The organism is Pseudomonas sp. TE12508 (assembly GCF_056279485.1).
This window is the reverse complement of the sequence record NZ_JBWCCN010000006.1, coordinates 250,965-270,102: the sequence shown is the minus strand read 5'-3', so window position 1 is coordinate 270,102 and position 19,138 is coordinate 250,965. Positions and strand designations below refer to the sequence as shown.

The following is a 19,138-nucleotide window of genomic DNA, read 5'->3' as shown; positions in this document are numbered from 1 at the left end:
TAAAAAGCCCCGCCATTCACATGGCGGGGCTTTTGTTTTTCAGCGCTTGATCACTCAGACCATCGGGTCGCCAACGTGCAGGATTTTCATCCCGTTGGTGCCGCCGGTGGTGTGGTAGCTGTCGCCCTTGGTCAGGATGACCCAGTCGCCTTTCTCGACCACACCCAACTTGAGCAACTCGTCGATCGCAGCCTGGCTGACTTGCTCAGGCGGCAAGGACGCCGGGTCGAACGGTACGGTGTAGACGCCACGGAACATGGCCGCGCGGGCCTGGGTTTCGCGGTGCGGGGAGAATGCGTAGATCGGCACCGAGGAACGGATGCGCGACATGATCAACGGCGTGTAGCCACTTTCGGTCAACGCGATGATCGCTTTCACGCCCGGGAAGTGGTTGGCGGTGTACATGGCTGCCAGCGCGATGCTCTGGTCGCAGCTTTCGAAGACCTTGCCGATGCGGTGGCTGGAGGTCTTGCTGGTCGGGTGCTTTTCAGCGCCGATGCAGATGCGCGCCATGGCTTGCACGGCTTCCAGCGGGTACAAACCGGCAGCACTTTCGGCCGAGAGCATCACGGCGTCGGTGTAGTCGAGCACGGCGTTGGCTACGTCGGAGACTTCGGCGCGGGTCGGCATCGGGTTCTGGATCATCGACTCCATCATCTGGGTCGCAACGATCACCGCTTTGTTGTGGCGGCGTGCATGCAGAATGATTTTCTTCTGGATGCCCACCAGTTCGGCGTCGCCGATTTCCACACCCAGGTCACCACGGGCAACCATCACCGCGTCGGAGGCTTTGATCAGGCCGTCGAGGGTTTCGTCGTCGGCCACGGCTTCGGCGCGTTCGATCTTCGCCACCAGCCAGGCAGTACCGCCGGCTTCGTCGCGCAGTTGACGGGCGTATTCCATGTCGGCGGCGTCACGCGGGAAGGACACCGCGAGGTAGTCGACTTCCATTTCGGCTGCGAGCTTGATGTCGGCCTTGTCTTTTTCGGTCAGGGCCGGTGCGGTCAGGCCGCCGCCGCGACGGTTGATGCCTTTGTGGTCCGACAGCGGGCCGCCGATGGTCACGGTGCAATGCAGCTCGGTGGCGGTGGCGGTATCAACGCGCATCACCACGCGGCCGTCGTCGAGCAGCAACTCGTCGCCCACGCCGCAGTCTTTCACCAGATCCGGGTAGTCGATGCCGACTACTTGCTGGTTGCCTTCGGTCAACGGATGGCTGGTAGAGAAGGTGAATTGATCACCGATCTTCAGCTCGATCTTCTTGTTGGCGAATTTGGCGATACGAATTTTCGGGCCTTGCAGGTCACCCAGCAGGGCGACGAAGCGGCCGTGCTTGGCAGCGAGGTCACGCACCAGCTTCGCGCGAGCCTTGTGCTCGTCGGGGGTGCCGTGGGAGAAGTTCAGACGGGCGACGTCCAGGCCAGCCAGAATCAGCTGTTCGAGAACTTCCGGCGAGTTACTGGCCGGGCCAAGGGTAGCGACGATTTTGGTGCGACGGACGGACATGCATAGACTCCTGAGTTCAAGCGCTAGCAGAGGCTACTATGGTCTTTGGGTGTAGTCATTGTTCGTTTGCACTACTTATTAGTTTCTTTATTGAACGCGACAATCGGCACAAACCGTCCTGAAGATTTCCGCCCAAGGGTCGATACAGAGCTCAAGACAGGAGATCCCCCATGCGATTCGTGCTCATTGCCGCCCTTGCCATCAGTGCCCTCAGTGTCACGGGCTGCACCCGTTGGTCGATGAACCATCATTTGAATAATGCCTACAGCGCCTATGAGCGCGGCAACTGCGAGCAAGTGATGCTCGAGCTGTCCAAGGTCGAGCGTGCCAGCCGCGCGCGGCCTTATGTGTGGCCGGAAGTGTCGATGATGCGCGGCCAGTGTCTGGAACGGCAAAAGCTGTTTATCGATGCGGCGCAGACTTACCAGTTCATCATGGCCTCTTACCCGCAAAGCGAATACGCCTACCGTGCCCGTGCCCGTCTGGAAACCTTGCAGAGCCTGGGCCATTACCCGACCCGCAGCGCGGCGGCGGTGCGTCCAACCCGGTTCTGATTGTCATGCGACAGCGGTGAGCTATAGTCCAATGGATCGGTTTAGAGCCTTGCCTCTAATTCGAGGTAACACCTGTGATCGGCAGCAGTAAGCGACAGCGGTTGGAAGGACTGTCGCACCAGGATCGGGGAGAGCGCGGCTGATGCCTATAAAACAATAGAGCAGGCCCGTTCCGAAGTATTGGTGCGGCCCTGCTTAAGGGCCTTGCGTAGCGAAATCAGCATGTTCACTGACCGCCGGATCGAGCGGCATCAACTGCCGTATTTTCTCAAAGTGTTCAACAGCGTCACCGACAAGCCCATCGGCTTTCTGGGTAATCTGTCCGAGGACGGGCTGATGTTGATCAGCCAGTTGCCGATGATGGTAGGCGCCGATTTTAATCTGCGCCTGAAAATCCCCATGGATGGCCATTGTCAGCAGGTGATCGACCTCAATGCCTGCTGCCTGTGGTGCCACGAGGACGCAACCCCCCACCACTATGACGCTGGCTTCAGCCTGCAACGGGCACCGCCGGAATATGGGCAATTGGTGGAGGCGTTGAAGCAGTACTTCAGTTTTCAGCCGTTGCCTGCCTCAGCCTGAACTCTGCGGCGCCTTTGCAATTGCCATCGCGAGCAGGCTCGCTCCCACAGTGGCAGGCGTTGATCACAACACATGTGTTCAACCCAAATCCCCTGTGGGAGCGAGCCTGCTCGCGATGGCGTCAGTACAGTCGACACAGCGTCAACGGTTAAATCTACGTCGGGCTGATCGCCCGCTCGATATCCAGCGACCGCTCCGCCAGCATCAACCCCATCTCGCTCATCTGATAAATCGCCATCGCCAGATGCCGCTGTTTGTCTTCCAGGCTGTCCGCCAGGTCCAGCAGCAGAAGGCTCACCGAAGAAAAGGTTTCATAGGTCTGGATGATGAGGGCTTCGGGGTTTGCATCAGGTACGACGGTGAACATTTTCATGGCACGGTCCTGGGATGGGCGCAGCGATTCGATGCCGGGTTTGAGGTAGTGGTCCAGGGCCTTTTCGGCGGCGGCGTGGAGCTTTTTTGAATCGAGGGAGGCGTAGGGGGAAACCGGGTCGGTTTCGGGTGGATTAGGTGTTGGTTTGAACATGTTTTGCACACTCGTAGTTGGGGCCTTCCCCTGTTCGCGACTAAACGAAATTAGGGTGGCGGCTGTAAGCAGGTTAGTCGACCGGGAGTGCACGAACCGGCGCGCCCTAGGGCGCCCTGCGAACAGCCACCATCGAGTGCGGGGATAGGGAATACCCGACTGGATGACGCTTATACACAATGCACATGATCCCGGGCGACTAAACCCGATCGCTGATGAGCAGCGACGCGGATCAAGTTACGGGGCATGACCAAAGTGCACAAGCCGGCGGATTCTGGCGGATCTGTAGGCAGCGGCGCAAGGTCGTGTAGTCACTTGCCAAACTTTGTAGGACCCGCCTGAAGACGCCGCGGCGGGACGTTACCGTTCGTCTGGACTGTCAGAACTAACAGGTGTTCGTGCGAAAGAGATTGGCATTCAATGATTCACCGATTTCTGGCCACATCGCCAGCACATTGTGCCCGCATGGACACGACAAATTAGGGAGTAAGCGATGGAGACTGATAACGATGTAAAAAATGAGCCTGGCGAAATGTCCAAGAACGTGTCCATTAGCAACGGGATTGGACAAAATGAAGGTTCCGAACGATTAGTTGAAACTTCAGAAGTTGAGGTTTCTAAACAAAGCGATATTGATCGGCTTCCCTCGTTATCGGAAAAAATTGTGATTTTGACGGCGATTTGGAAAACGCTCTGGGCTGATCTTGAAATTAAGTATTCGTGGGGTGCGGATGGAAGAACATTTTCTTGCTATGTAATAAGGTATAGGGTTAGCAATATTGGCGGAGATTCCGGCAATATTAAACTTCGTTTTTACTCCTCGAACTATTGGGGTGAAACGGAACTAACCTCTAGCGCTGTCCAAGATGGTGCTTGGCACAGCATTAATGGTGGCGGGAGCGTAGTTGGCAACGTTGAGCAAGCCTGTATAATATTTAAATATATATTCGATAGATCAGGTCAAACGGATCCAACCGGGGAAACGGATAGATGGGTATCTTTCGAACCCAATACCCCGACACTCGATTATCAGACCAGAAATATTAGGGATCGAACATTTACTGTTAGGGGGGCGGAAGGAGTATATGGGCACGGTACAATATACCTCTATAATGCCAGTGGCCATGCTGAGCTAGGTACTGCTGTTATCCAGCCTGATGGCAGCTGGGCAGCAGATATCTCTTTGCCAAGCGGCGCAAATTCCATGACTTTTTATGCCAAGCAGAAAATAGGCAGCAAGTTCTCTGGAGAGTCCATCCACTCGACCGCCTACCTGGCTGCTATTACTGCGCCCACTCCTGGCTCCGTGCTTGTACATGGCAATGTCTTCAAGGGTATAGGCCTTCCCGGAACTACGATACGAGTGTTCAGGGATGACACTTCTGTCAAATTGACTGAAGACACAACAGTAAAAGGAGATGAGACATGGGAAGCGTCCCTGGTTACCATGCAACCCAGTAGCCTTGTGCCGGTGCGGGCTGACTTTAGCGGATCTACTTCTCCGCCCGGTTCTACATTGATTGTCTGGTATTCTATATTGGGCAAGCCAATCTTTTCGTATCCTTCAGCGGGTTCTGTTCAAGATATCAACTTTCAGGTAGGTGGATCCAATGGATTAAGTGGCGCCAAGGTCCATCTACTCAAAGATTTTTCGCAATCTGAAGAATATGGCTCAAGCATAGTGGAAGATGCCGCCGGTAGCTGGAGTGTAATGGTTACCGTGCCTCCAGGCCCTCTTTCATTAGTCGCCGAGCAAGTTTTAGATGGCGTAAGTTCCGGGCGCAGCACAGCTCGCTTCTTCAAAATCCGTCCCCCCAAGCTCTTGGTCAATGTTACCTACCCAGACGATAAAACCGTTCGGTTTTCAGGCGTCGGGTACACAGGCGCCACGGTTCAGATTTGGTACAGAGGAGGAGCTGGCGGCGTTCAGTGGACCGCCTCCGTGGTTAACAGTAGCTGGCAGAAAGACGTCACCGACTGGTTGCCGGGCAGTTATGTGATGGTGATACGACAGTTTGTCACTGATAACGGTACCCCGATTTACTCTGAGTGGTCAGACGCTGTGCCCGTTACGGTGCCCGTGCCCAAACCGACCCTCAATCAGCCCACCGACTTGCCCAGTCAAAAGCCCAGGTTCTCTGGTACGGGCACGACATGGCCGAACCAAACGGCGACGAAAGTCGATATCTCGCTCAACGACACCGCTCATGCGGCAGTACCACAAGCCACTGTCAACGGCAGCAGTTGGTCGGTCACCGCCACCCAGGAAATCGCCCCCGGTTCCTATCGCGTCAAGGCGCGTCAAGTGTTCGGCAACAAGGTATCTGACTGGGTCGAATGGTCCGGCAACATGATCATCCCGGCTCCGCTGCCTATCATGAGCATCCTCCCTGAGGCGCTTTCTCCACGGATTTCCGGTACGTGCTGGCCGGGGGCAGTGGTCAATGTCACCTTCAGCGACAACGTCACCGTCCACCTGGCGGAGGTGACCGCGGGCACTTGGGCGTTCCGGCGAGATACCGCGTTTGTACCGGGAGTGGAGCACCGGGTCACGGTGACGCAAACCTTCGGCGGGCAAACCTCAAACCCGGTGTCCGGAACGTTCACCGTGGCCGTCCCACAACCCGTCATCACCCGGCCGATTGACGAGCAGGTGGATTACAGGCCCATCGTCGAAGGCGGTGGCGGTATCGCCGGAGCGGTGATGAGGGTTTTCGATTATGTGACCGAGCTTCTCCTGGGCGAAGCAGCTGTGACCGAGGACGGCTGGTGGGTAAGACTCAACCCGCTGGCTTTTGGACCTCATACGGTTTACGCCCAGCAGTTTTTCGGTGTCGCAAGTTCTGAAAAAAGCGAGCGGGTCAGCTTCGAGGTGGTGCTGCTGGCACCGGACATCGACGTTCCGCAACCGGGAGACGATGTGGCGCGCACTTTCAGGATCGAAGGTCGTGGCAGACCGGGTGCAGAGGTTGAAGTGTGGCTGGAGGGGAGCACCCAACCGCTGGCGCGTGTTCCGGTCAGGGACGACGACTTCTGGCGGTATGACGCGACGTTGCCGCTGGGCCCTTATACCTTGCGGGTCAAGCAATTCTACGGCGAGAAAGAGTCCGGGTTCGGCGCTGATCATGCACTGCGGGTGGTCCCGGCCAAACCGATGATCGAAACGCCGGCAGCCGGGCAAGCGGTCGGACGGCGGCTGGCGATTTCCGGGTTCGGTTACCCCGGCGATACGGTCACGGTGGCATGGGCCGACGCCCTCGACAGGCCCTTGGGCTCTGCTGTGGTGCAAGAAAACAGCACCTGGTCGTTTTGGGTTGAACTCGAGGGTTCGGCCGGGGAGCGTCGGCTTGTCGCTCAACAAGGCTTTGACGGGTATCCCTCGGGCTGGTCGGGCGAGCGCCCGATTGTGCTGCGCAGCGATCCGCCGACGTTCACCGCGCCGCAACCGGGCCAATGGGTTCCTGCAAGGCCGGTGTTCGAAGGGACAGTCCGTCCTGGCGCGCCTCTTGAGCTGGTGGCCTGGTACAACGCTGACGAGGTGCTGGCCCCGGATGTCCCGAACACGGGGAGCGGTGATTGGCAGGCCGAGTCCGAACAGGACTTGCCTTGGGGAGCGGGGTGGGCAATGGCCCGGCAAACGGACGGTGATGGCGGGCCGGTGTCGGACTGGGGCGACAGTGATCGCTTCGAAGTCTTGCCGCCTGAAGGCTCACCCGGCTCCTGATTCATTCTATTGAAAAAGGCCCGACCAACGGTAGCGTCTACTGTCAGTTTTGACAGTAGACGCCCCGGCTCCGGCGGCGCCCAATAACCCCAACCGCAAAGGTCAGGCCGCGAAGCGCTTTCGCGCAGTGCGCCGGACAAAATCGTTGAACGCAGGAGCATCAGGATGAAGCACTCTCCCCTTCAGCTCGCCCGGCAGGTCTACGAGCAAATTGTCGATGAGTCGCAGCGCGAAGCATTGCCAAAACTCGGTCAGTATTTCGATGAGGGCGGTTCGGTGTGTGCACTGGCGCAGAAAGGGGTCGCCGGGTTGGTGCGTGACTACGACTTGAACGCCCAGCAAGCCCAGGCACTGTTGTGGCGAATCAACGGTCTGGCGACGCTGGTGCTGCGCCGGTTTATCGAGCATGAGTTGAGCGGTGGCGAACCGCAGCCGGCGAACCTTCGGCAGGGGTTGCTGGCGCTGGTAGGCGGGCCCACTTATGACGGTCTGTTCAGCCCTAATTTCAATAACATGTGCCCGTCTGATGCGATCGAGGCCATTCATGGCCCAGCCTCCTATTTGGTGGCGCTCAAGAAATGGTCCGAGAACCGGCTTCCTGGGGGGGATGCAAACGTATTACCCCTCGATGGGCGGCGTAGCGACCTTAATGACCTGACCATCGACCCCGTCACGGTCAATGGTTCGGTGTCCTCGGTGGAGGTGGTTACCCATGTGCTGGAGACCTTCATCAAGGAGTCCATCGGCCAAGTCCAAAACCTGGATAAAGAACTGAGTTATCGACGTTACCCCAACGGGCTGCCATTCCACCGCCCGTGGGTCACACTGGATTACGTGGCGAAGCAAAGTGCCGAGTCCGTCGGGAGTGTGATGCGCCTGTGTGATCCGCAGTTTCCGTATTTCATTCGGTCTGCCCCCTGGAGCGCTGAATCGGATACGGCATTCCTTTTTGCGTCCAGGCTTAGTCCGAGTCAGCGGGAGCTGCTGACTGAACCCCCCTATTTTCCGCCTGACATAATTAATGCCGAGTTTTATAGGGAGAACTTCGGGGTAGTGGGGGCCCACGGCCCTGGGAATCTCCATCAGGTGGATTTTTTCAACGGCAGAACGAAGCTTGATCGGCCGGGTATCGAGGCGCTTCTGTCTATTAGGGGGTTCGTCACCACGTTATCCAATAATGCACCGGCGCTCGACTCGGGCGTATCACCAGTTTCCGGTGCGTATTCGGGCTCAGTGTTCATCAATGGCGGGGTCAGTCCAGCGCTGTCTATCAGGAGCTCCATTGTTGAATTCCTCAACTTTTTCGAGCAGGGCTCACACTCCAGATTCGACCGCATGAACCGCAAGCTGCGGCTGGACAAGTGGCTGGCGTTGCCCAGCCATGAGGTCGATGCGCTGATCGTCGCGGCCATCAAAGCTGAAAGCAATACGAAACAAGCCCCGAGTTACTGGATGACACCCAACACGATCCGGGCATTGGGCCTGTTTCAGGAGCTGCGCGAACTCCACCAGTGCAGCGCCGAGGATTTCGCCGCGTTCCTTTGGCAAATTTCCGTTTTCGGCCGGGGTGCCCAGAGCGCTCAGTTCGACCGTATTTTCAACGAGCGCAGCCTGTTCCCTCGGCCCCTGCAAATCGATAATCAAGCGTTTCCGATCATTCCGCTGACCGAGGCGGACATGCTCACCGTCAACCAGTTGCGCACCGGGCTGGGCGTCGATCTGGAGACCTATTTTTACCTGGCTCATGTGGTCGCCAGGGCCTTCGGGGTGACCGAGTTGGCTCGCAGCCTGCCGATTCTCTCCAGTTTCTACCGGTTGGTGAAGTTGCCTCGCCTGCTCGGGATCTCCCCGATCGAGGGGGTTGTGCTGCTCAATGCAGTGGGGGGCGGAAACTGGCTCACTGCACTGGGAGGAGCGCCGCGGATCAGCACCGACAAGGTAGCGCAGACACCCGACGCCCTCAGTGTGATTCACGCCTTGACGGACTGTGTTCGCTGGTGCCGCGACAGTGAGCTATCGGTGCATTGGGTGGTGCAGCAGGTGACGCCGATCATCGCGCCTTCGCGGCCCGGCGAGGCAGAACTGGGGCTGTTCGCCCAATTGCGTAACCGGCTCCCCCCGGTGCTCTTTACCGAAAATGCCTTGATGGTGGCCGGGGTCTCGCCGCTGCCGAACAATCGCCCGTGGCTGGGGGCATTGCGGGCGCTGGTGGATGAGGATGGGTTGGTCAGTCACTTTGTCGAATCAGCTGATCAGTCCTACGAAACTCATGCCCGTGAGCTCATCGACCGTGCAGTGAGGGCGGTCTCGGGAGAAGAGGATGAGGCGGTCATTATCACCATCGTCGGGAAAATCCTGGCGGTGTTGCTGCGCAGTCGGGCCGGCCAGTACAGCGTGGTGCAAGAAAGCCTGGCGGTGTATGCGCAACTTGATGCAGAGCGGGTCCTGCCAGTGCTGACGTGGTCCGGCGGGAATGTGCATGACGTACTGGCGCAGGTGCTGGAGCGTGCGCCGATCACCGAGGTTGCGACGACCGGACGCCGGGACTCCAACCTGCCCGGCGATCCTTTCCTGGGCATGCTGGCCGATTTTGTGCGGCGCAGTGCCGTGGCGTTGACGCTGGAGTTGAGCCCCGGGTTTCTGGAGTTGTACCTGAAGGTGGGGTACGACAAATGGGTCGGCCTGCAGCAGGCGCAGGCCTTCGATCTCACCACCCTGTACCACCTGACGGTTTACCGGCGCGCGGTCAAATTGACCGGCAAGCCCGAAGCGCAATTGCTCGACTATCTGCAGCGCGTCAACGCATTGCCCGATCTCACCGGCGACGGTGGGCGTCTGGTCAAGGCGAGGGCGGCGAAGCTTCTTGCGGAGCTCTTTGCCTGGAGTACTCAGGAGGTCAGCGCCTGCGCCAAGCGTGCAAATCCGGGGGATGGCTCGGGCAATGGCATTGTTCGCAGCCTGGCCCACCTTGACCTGCTGACGCGTGTGCGGGCCTTCGCCGAGCGCAGCGGCCTGGATGCCGAGGCGATTCTGGCGATGGGTACGTTGCCGGCTGATGACACTTACGAAAACTACGAGAAAGTTGCTGACCGGGTAACGGCCAGTTTGTCCGATGCCCAGCAGGCAATCCGCGCCGAGGATGTAGAGGCGGTCACCGAAGATGTATTGACCACTTGCACCGTCACCCCTGCCTCTTTGGTGGCGAACAAACCCGGCGATGTCGCCACCTTTACGGTGACCGTGAAGAGCCGTGCGAACGTACCGCAGGGGAACGTCAATGTGCACTGGACGTCGGAGCTGGGGCTTTTTGAGTCCTCGATGACGACCACCGGAGAGAATGGCAGGACCACCGTCCGATACTCCGGCAAAAGCATGGGTAAAGAAATCGCCTCCTATGAACTCGACCTGGGCAAGAAGCAATCCGCGCCGCCGGTGGTGATTGGCACTGAGCGATCGTCGCTCCAGCTCTATAAGTCCTCGCAGCCTGTCGAGCCAGTAGTCGGAACGCAAGTCACCTTGTCGGTGACCTTGAAGGATGCCCATGGAAACCCAGGCATTGGCGAGACGGTGAACTGGACGGTTGAGCCTGTGGGCTTTCCCGGTCCTGTGGAACCTTTTGAAACGTGGACCGACCGCCAGGGTGTTGCCAGAATCGACTTCACCCGAGCTGTACCTGCTGTTGTCAAAGTCAAGGCCGCCCTAGGGGCTGACACCTCAATTACTTTTCCCAATATGACGTTCGTGGCTACCCCGTGACATTCAATGGCTCGCTGCGCGCCCAGGTGCTGTTTCGTCCAGACCGCGGCCACTTCAAGCTGACAGGAGATGGTGATGATCAAGCAACAGCTCGGTGAACTGGCAGCCCTGAAGCGGGACGCCTTGATTGATTTCAGTATCGGTATGAAAGACGTCGATGACGATCCTTCGGATGAATCGCCCCTGAAAAACGCCAACGATCTGTTCGAATGGCTGCGCACCGATCCTCTGGACAGTGACCAGGTGCAGACGTCCTGGGTGGCGGAGGCCGTCAGTTGTCTGCAGCAGTACATTCACGCCGTGTATCAGAAACTTGAGCCTGGTTATGAAGGGGTGGAATTCGACAAGAAGCATCTACGGGACTGGGACATTGCCAGCAACTATCCGGTCTGGTCGGCCAGCCAGTTGCTCAAGTGCCTGCCGGAAGATTACATCACGCCCTATGCCCGCATTCGCAAGACCAGTCTGTTCAAGACCCTTGAAAACAACCTGAGCCAGGCGCGACTGACCATCGATTCGGTGCAACGGGCGGTGCAGGAGTATCTGCGCGGATTTGAAGAAACCTGCAACCTGGAAGTGCTCACGGCTTACATGGATGGCAATGACCCTCGCAGCGCCGACTATTACTTTGTCGGTCGGGAACGTATTGCCCCGCATCGCTACTTTTGGCGCCGGGCCGAGATCCTGCTTGAAAACGAATCTGTCGCGGTCAACCCGACCGCCTGGAGCGAGTGGCAACCCGCGGACATTCCGGCTGACGAACAGGTGCTGGACAGCAGATTGGTGTGGTGGGGCGGGCGGTTGTGCCTGGTGTGGGTGGAATGGCGTGAGGCGTTATTCGATCCTGATGCCGTCATGCAAAAACCCTACGAGCTGGAAATCAAAGTGGCGTTCGTCGCCTTGAACGGACAATGGTCGTCGCCCATCAGGCTGCATTTGGCTCAGTTCGACAAGCCGGTGTCAGCAGGGTGCAGGCTGGTGGCGGTGGCCTTGCGCGATGAGATTGATACCGAGTATCCGAAGGGCAGGCTGGCGGTGCACCTGACCAATGGCACGGCAGCCGACCCGGCCGCAGATCACGTTCCGGTGGAAATCTACGAAACACGAGATTCGCTGTTTCGTAAAGTGGCGGATGAGCGGCCTGTCATGGACCATCTGGCCCATGTCTTGTTTGTTGATCCCGTCACTGTTCAGCAACGGGTATTGCCCAGTGACTATCCTTCGATGTCCAGCACAGTGGTTAACGATGGCACATTAATCGATCACTATTCACTCAAGGTTTATATCGTTCCAGAACAGGGAAAGTACGCGCTATATATTCAGGGACATTGCTCTGCTGTAAAGACGGCCGAGAATGGCAATTCAGTTCTATTCGAATTAACCCTTGAAAATGGGGCGGAAGGAGATCCGGTTCCTATTAAGGAGGCGCATTCGAGAAATGGCGGTTGGTCGACGGCCTGGATGAAAGTCATCAGAAGTTCGTTTGCCATCGTTACCTTCACGTTGGGTTCCTCGGAGATTGTGGGAGCCCGTAAGTTTGTAATTACCATCGGTTCAGTACCCGCTAACCCCCCGCTGCCGTTCATCCATAAAACCAATGAAAAAGGCGCACAGTTTCTAGCCCTCCCTCTAAACAACCTGAACCTCAAGTTTGTTCGGTTGAACACCCTGATCGGTCCTGAACTGGTTACCCGTTCCAACGTCTCAATGGACGCAGTGCTCGACTGGGAGACCCAGTTCCCGGCCGAGCCGCCGCTACCCGGAAAAGGTGTCGAACCGAACGGGCCGTTCGATGGTTGTAACGGCTTGTTTTTCTGGGAGCTGTTCTTCCACCTGCCTCATCTGGTGGCCTCGCGCTTAACTGCCGAGCAGCGTTTTCTCGAGGCCCAGCAGTGGCTGCATTATATTTTCGACCCGCAGGCGCCTGCCAAAGATTCCAAACCCGCTTACTGGCGATGCCGGCCATTGGACGTCCAGGTCGTTGATAAAGATATTTGCTACGAAGCGAATGCGCCCACCGACCCGGATGCGATCGCCTACTCGTCACCGCGGCATTATCAAATCCTGATTTTTCTCGACTACGTCAACAACATCATCGCCTGGGGAGACTGGCTATATCGACAGCTGACACGCGACAGCCTGGCGACTGCCAAGTTGCAGTATGTGCGTGCTCAGACGCTGATGGGGGAGCCGCCGGATACCCGAACCCTCAATCGCTGGACACCGGCAACCCTGGAAGAGCTGGTGGCAGAAGCCAATACCCGTCCGAAGCTGGATGCGTTCGAAAAAAACCTGCAACTGGATGCCGGACACTTGCCGGTCAAGACCGCCTGGTTCGAAGACCCGGGAATGATTGGTACCGAGCGATTCAAGCTCCCGGTCAGTGCACGCCTGCTTGAGTCTTACGAACTGCCGGCAAGTCGGCTCTATAACCTGCGTCATAACCTGACACTCGACGGCAAGCCGTTATCGATTCCGCTATTCAGCACCATGGACCCCCGAGATCTGCTGCGCAGCCTGGCGGCCGGTGGTGCGGGCTCGGTACGTCCCATGGGCGGGCAGCTGCGCGTGGCGGCATTCCGTTGGCGGGTGCTGTTCGAGGCGGCGATGCGCGGGGTGCAAACCCTGCAGGAGTTCGGCAATCAGGTGCTGCGCCTGCAGGAGCAACAGGATCGTGGCGAGCAGGAAGAGTTGCAGCAGAATCATCTGATCGAATTGGGGGAGTTCGCCAGACAGGTGCAAGAGGAAAACCTGGAGCAGATGAAGGCCACAAAGGACGCGCTATGCAAGAGCAAGGCGCTGGCCGATGAGCGCTGCAAGCACTATTTGCAACTCTATGACGATCACATTTCCGATTCGGAATACGAATCCATGTCCGCCAATGACCTCGCGAAAATTCTTATGGGGGTCAGCAATGGTTTGCACGCGGCGGGCTCTCTCCTCGATGTACCTCCAAAAATATTTGGCCTGGCTAACGGCAATTGGCAATTAGGTGGGGTACCCAGGGCCGTGGCCTACGGGATTCAAACGGCAGCCGATGTCATCATGAAGGATGCCGATAAAAAACTGATCTCTGAAAACTATCGCCGCAGGCGTGTGGAGTGGGGCCATGCCCGTGACCAAGCAGCCGCCGAAAAGGACGCGATCGACAAACAGATCAAGGCTCAGTGCCACGCGATCAAGGCGGTGCAGGCGAGCCATGATCAAACACTCAGGGCCAACACCCAGGCACTGAATGTGTACGAGTTCCTTAAAAAACGGGCCACAAATGTTGAGTTGTTTCGTTGGTTACTGGGCCAGCTCAAGACTGTTCATTTTCAGGCATATGACGCAGTGGTCGGCTTATGCCTGAGTGCTCAGGCCGCTCTGCAGGCAGAAACCGGTGAATATGAATCGAGCAGCATTCGCCCGGACGTCTGGCTCGACAGTCGCCATGGGCTGACGGCGGGCGATTCCCTGCGCCTGGACCTGTTGCGGATGGAGTCAGACTATTTGCAGCGTTATCAGCGGCGCCTTGAGCTGGTCAAAGTCATATCGTTGCGCGAACTGTTTGATGACACGACAGACCCGCAGGAGACAGGTTCCTGGGCTGATGCACTGCGCGATCTCCGGGACAAAGGTACGTTGAACTTCAAGCTCACCCAGCTGCTGTTCGACCGCGACTTCCACGATCACTATTGCCGGCAGATCAGCGCGGTTGAAGTGACGCTGCCAATGGTTGTCGCGCCTTTCGAGAACGCTCGGGCAACCCTGTTGCAGGTCGGCAGTGTCACGGCCCTCAAGCCCTCGATTCAATCGCTTGAATACCTGCATGATCCGGCTAACGCTATTGCGCCAGCCGACGTGCTGTTCAACTTGAGCAGCGGCCAGCAGGTGGCGTTGTCCAGCGGGCTGGACGATACCGGCCGGGCTGCGCTTAAGCCTGATGAAGGTTTGCTCAATCCCTTCGAGAATACGGGAGCCGTTTCGCGCTGGAAGCTGACCTTTCCCTGGCCTCGACGGCTGAAACAATTCGAGATGCTGGCGTCGTTGACCGACATTATCGTGAAGGTTCGTTATACGGCCAAGGTGGGCGATGCCTCATTTTCCCAAAAGGCTAAGGCGCTGGTCGAGGCAAAGGATGTGCAACCTCTTTCAAAGGGGAAACAGTCATGAATGAACGTGCGATCAACACGAATACCAATCTGGTGCTCAATGGCGATTTCCAGGAGGATTACGAGCACTGGATCGACCTCTTCAATCCTTCGGGCGTGTCTGTCTCGACGGGCCAATGGGGCGGTGAGAGCATCAAGTTCATGTCCCTGACCAATCTGGCGTCTGTTTATCAAACGCTGGAAATCCCGGCGGACGGTGGCGCCTCTGCGCGTTACCACATGAGCGTTTTATACGAGACCGTTCATACGGAACCCGGCACGATAAAGATTGGTAAGGAAGACAGCACTCAGGAGTTGGAACTTCTGCTGCCCCCTGCCGGTTCACCCCAGGACACGGTCAATCGCCTGGACCTCAACCTTATCGAACTCACCACCTACCTGGACTTTGATATCCGCCAGGGCGACCGTCTGCGCGTCACCCTGATCAGCCCGAGTAGCTCGGGTAGTCAGCAGATACGCCTTGCTCGCATCGAGCTTCACCTTGAGCTCGACCCTCTGCAATTGCTGCGGTGGCACGTCGACGGTCAGCATTTTACCGCGGGCCAGACGATGTACTTGTGCCTTGGGGCCGCGGGGGCGTCCAGCCATGAGCTGGGTGTCGAGCCGGACGGGAACAGCCCATGGCGGGGCACCGAAGCTGCGCTGTGGAGCGAGGACAATCCTCTGGAGGCGATCACCACGTTGCCGGCACTGGGGGAAAACCAACGGATCGAGCTGCCATGGACGATCGACTGCCCAGACCTGGAAGGCGATGAAGCCCGCCTGTTGACCCTTGAGCTCTATAGCAAGTACACCGCGCCTCCTTTCCCGATTGCGGTATCGCTGGGGCACCATCGACTGGTCATGGAGGTGGTGCAGGAGGCCGCTTATTTCCCGGTCATCGAGTATGAAGAATCGGTCGAGCTGGTTGTTCTGGTGCGCTCGCATTACACCGAAGCGCCGGTCTCGGGACAGGAGGTGATCTGGCGCCTCGGTGATGAGGTGCTGCAGCGCGGCACTACCGATGGAGAGGGCAAGGCCAGGTTCGACTATCAGCCCACCATGGCGGGTATTCAGGACATCGAAGCGTCTGTGGCGAGCCCTTATTACGAGAGCGGTCAGGTGGTTCAGTCGTTGCAGGTTCGGGCGTTGGCGAGTGATCCATGGAAGAGTGTGGGGGTCTCGTTCAATAACACCAACATTGCTACCTGGGGGGAAAAGACTGGCTACCCCGATCGCGGCGGGGATTATCGTCTCGGTGCAGGGTTTTCGAGCAACAGCCCATTGCAGGGCACGGAGGTGTGGTTGCTGTGGGAAGGGGAGCCCCACGCTGAACTGGCGGTGACTGTGAGTCCTGATTTGGCGGTACCGGTTGGGGTGCCGGTCGGGGGGGAGCAGTGGTTGGACTGGGTGCTGCACTGCGGCGACATCAAGGACGGACGCTTCGGCTTGCGTCTGGGTTGCTCCAGGCTGCTGCGGACCACCGTCCCCAACGCCATGTCGCTGGCGCGCAACAGCGTCAAGATTGGCGAGGTGCGCGAGGCCAACAAATCCCCGGTGGTGGATGAAGGCGACGACGTGTACTGCATGCTGCAAGTGCTGTCGCTCAACAACCAGCCGGTACTCAATGCACGGGTGGACTGGGTCGGCCCGCGTGGCACGGTCACCTCCTACACCGGCGAGGGTGGCTGGGCCAGTGTGATCGACAAGCCCACCGAGCCTGGAGGCTATAGCCTAACGGCGCAGGTCAAGGTGCGTGACGATGGGAGTACGCTCGATCGCGAGTTCCAGGTTTTGGCGCTGGCGAGCAGTCAGTGGAAGGATGAAGTGACGTTCTTCTTGGATGGGCGAGACGTTATTCCCGCCGGTCTGAACTTCAAGCCTGGGGTGGTTTGTCTACGTGGGCGCAGTCATGTATTGCGACTTGAGCCAAGCCCCGGCAGCGCCTTTATCGGGCAGCGGATTGCCCTGAACGGGCACGGCGGTGTGCACCCGGGGCTTGGGCTGGTTTTTACTCCCGACCTGGGGGGAGAGCGGGTACTGACGGACGAGGGGCTGGAGTGGGAGATCAGCTCCGGCACCGACATCAGCGGATTGTTCGGGCTGCAGGTGCATAGCAACCATCTGCCGGAAAGGCGCGAGCTGAACGGGCGACTGTTTGCCTCGAGCCTGGCTCAGGAAGCGACGCTGGTGCTGGATCAGACGCCTGCAGTGCCTGACCGTGGTGCCGTTTACCCCTGCATTGGGGCTATTCACAACATCACGTTGTGGACCCCTGTGTTTAGCCCGCTGCATGGCTTGTGGATAGGGTGGTGGGTCCGTCCTGGAGGTGTGCCAGCTGACTGGATCATCACGCCACCTATCGGGCAGCCACCTTCGATCACCGCTGGTGGAGGGCGATGGCAATTTGATCTGAGTGCCACCCAGCAAGGAGGCGATTTTAGAGTGCTGTTCAACTTTAATTATTTACCACTGGGCTGGAGCACAATTGAGTTTCCTTTCAAACTGGCCCACAACAAACTCAAGGTCGGCGCCATCCACAATGCCGCGACGGACCCGGTGCTGAGCAAGAACGAAAGTGCGAGGCTGGAAATCCAGTACCTGTCGTTTTTCACGGATCAGCCTGTAGAAGGGGCATCGGTTCAATGGCAAGAAGGCCTGGGGCAACCCGGCACTTCGCTGACCGGGCCGGAAGGCTGGGCCGGTTATGCCTGTCGGCCGCAGGCTGCTGGGCCGAATCAGGTGACTGCTCGGGTTGACAACCCTTATGACGGAACTCAAGCCGGGGAGACTTTTGAAGTCAATGCCCTGGAGACCGATCCGTGGCTTGAGCTGATGGTCCACACCGACGACCAGTTGCCGCAACCCTGGGCGCAATCGACCTTCTTTCCCCGTCGTGACAGCGAATTCAACTTCCTGCTTTCGGCGAACGAAGACAGCGTACTGTACGGGCAAACCCTGACACTGGGGCTGACGGGCACAGGCCCGGCCGAACTAGCCCTTGAGCCTGGGCCAGTGGCACTGGGCGTACCTCGACAGCTCACTGCCGCCGGCCTGCCGTTCACGTTGAAAGCCGGGGACATCAAGGACGCCGGCTTCTCGTTGCGATTGGCCGCCTCACGGCTGCTGGAGCGTTCACCGCTTCATGCCGTGTCGCTGGGGACGACGTCGCAGGTCATCAAGTTCAAGGCGATGGACAGCATCCTTCAGGTCATTGATTGGGGAACCGAATTCAAGGCCCGAGTGACGTTGGTCTCGGTCATTACCGGCAAGCCTCTGGCGGGGGTATCCGTCGTGTGGGAAAGCCAGGGGCTGGAACCGATTCGAACCAAGAGCAATTTCCGTGGTGTGGCGACTGTCAGCTTTGTCCCTGTCAAATCCGGGCTCATGACGCTGACGGCCACCGCTGGCGACGCCGTGCATTCGGATTCGATCACTATCAATTTCACAGTCAACGAACCGCGGCGGATTCAAGACGTTTCCAGCCCCGAGTTGAGCGGCTACCCCGGTGACGAGGTCAGTGCACAGGTGACGGTGGTCAGCCTCAGCGGCAAAGTGCTTGAGGGCGTGGAGGTTATGTGGCGATTCGAGGGTGTGTCGCTGGAGCCGACGCTGACAGGGGCCGATGGCAAGGCCAATGTTCACTTCAAACTACCTGTGGCCGTAGGTGAGCGTTCCTTGATCGCTTCGGTGCGTGGTGGAGAAACGGGGTGGGATTCGGCTCGATTGGTGTTTACGGTGGTTGAAGATGAGCCGGTGCTTGAAGACATTACCACTGATACCCCGACGATTCGTCTGGGTGACAACGTGATCGCACGGGTGAAAGTGGTGGGCCGCAATGGCGGTGTTGAAATGGAGAATGTTGAGGTTACCTGGCATTTTCCAGATCAGGTGTTGCTGCCTTCGTCATCCGATAAAAATGGAATCGCAAGCGTCACGTTCAAGCCTGACAAGCTTGGAGTCTACGACCTTACCGCCACGCTGGAGAGCAGTAACCCGAGCTCCGTTGCACGGATTACCATCATGGAAGCGTGGCATGTCGAGATAACGCGGGTATGGTCTTTGGGCGGAAATTTTTACCCTATTGGCGGGTATGCAACGGTTCGAGCCATTGTTGTTTCTAGACTCACTCAGCAGCCTGCGCAAGGAGTAGAAGTATTTTGGTTTAGAAATGAAAATCAGGCACCACCGGCGACACATACCGATTCGGATGGCTTGGCGAGTAAAAACTTTGGACCTCTCCCCGCTGGAGGGACACGCATCCGTGCTCAGGTAAGGGATCCGCAGGGTACTGTTCTTAGTGAGAAATACTATGACCTGACCGCTATGAATCGCCCTTGGCCAGTGAATCAATGAT

Annotated in this window: 8 protein-coding genes; 6 read left to right on the top strand and 2 right to left on the bottom strand. The window is 58.1% G+C overall.

The features are described from left to right. Positions 1-54: 54 nt before the first annotated feature. Positions 55-1,506 carry a pyruvate kinase gene (gene pyk / locus ACZ9IM_RS10725; protein WP_218397966.1) on the bottom strand — a complete coding sequence of 484 codons (1,452 nt, stop codon included), beginning with the start codon at positions 1,504-1,506 and terminating at the stop codon, positions 55-57. Between the two features lie 170 nt (positions 1,507-1,676). Here pyk and ACZ9IM_RS10720 point away from each other — a divergent pair, with 170 nt between their 5' ends. Both ACZ9IM_RS10720 and ACZ9IM_RS10715 read left to right on the top strand, forming a co-directional pair. Further along, a complete protein-coding gene (locus tag ACZ9IM_RS10720; protein ID WP_192343844.1) occupies positions 1,677-2,060 on the top strand; it encodes a tetratricopeptide repeat protein in 384 nt (127 codons plus the stop codon). 222 nt (positions 2,061-2,282) lie between these two features. Next, positions 2,283-2,642 carry a PilZ domain-containing protein gene (locus ACZ9IM_RS10715; protein ID WP_192343845.1) on the top strand — a complete coding sequence of 120 codons (360 nt, stop codon included), beginning with the start codon at positions 2,283-2,285 and terminating at the stop codon, positions 2,640-2,642. A gap of 154 nt (positions 2,643-2,796) precedes the next feature. On the opposite strand, the gene ACZ9IM_RS10710 is transcribed toward ACZ9IM_RS10715, so the two are convergent. After that, complete coding sequence (locus ACZ9IM_RS10710) at positions 2,797-3,168, bottom strand: DUF6124 family protein (protein ID WP_476223865.1); 372 nt, start codon at positions 3,166-3,168, stop codon at positions 2,797-2,799. 1,942 nt (positions 3,169-5,110) lie between these two features. On the opposite strand from ACZ9IM_RS10710, the gene ACZ9IM_RS10705 reads away from it, so the two are divergent. The 4 genes from ACZ9IM_RS10705 to ACZ9IM_RS10690 all read left to right on the top strand — a co-directional run bounded on the left by ACZ9IM_RS10705 (position 5,111) and on the right by ACZ9IM_RS10690 (position 19,137). Then, on the top strand, positions 5,111-6,892 hold the full coding sequence (locus tag ACZ9IM_RS10705; protein ID WP_476223864.1) for an Ig-like domain-containing protein: 1,782 nt from the start codon (positions 5,111-5,113) through the stop codon (positions 6,890-6,892). Positions 6,893-7,057: 165 nt separating this feature from the next. Further along, on the top strand, positions 7,058-10,648 hold the full coding sequence (locus ACZ9IM_RS10700; RefSeq protein WP_476223863.1) for a Tc toxin subunit A: 3,591 nt from the start codon (positions 7,058-7,060) through the stop codon (positions 10,646-10,648). A 75-nt stretch (positions 10,649-10,723) separates the two neighbouring features. After that, positions 10,724-14,803, top strand: a complete 4,080-nt coding sequence (locus tag ACZ9IM_RS10695) for a Tc toxin subunit A-related protein (RefSeq protein WP_476223862.1) — start codon at positions 10,724-10,726, stop codon at positions 14,801-14,803. Then, a complete protein-coding gene (locus ACZ9IM_RS10690) occupies positions 14,800-19,137 on the top strand; it encodes an Ig-like domain-containing protein (RefSeq protein WP_476223861.1) in 4,338 nt (1,445 codons plus the stop codon). Before ACZ9IM_RS10695 ends, ACZ9IM_RS10690 begins: the two co-directional genes overlap by 4 nt. Position 19,138: the final 1 nt, after the last annotated feature.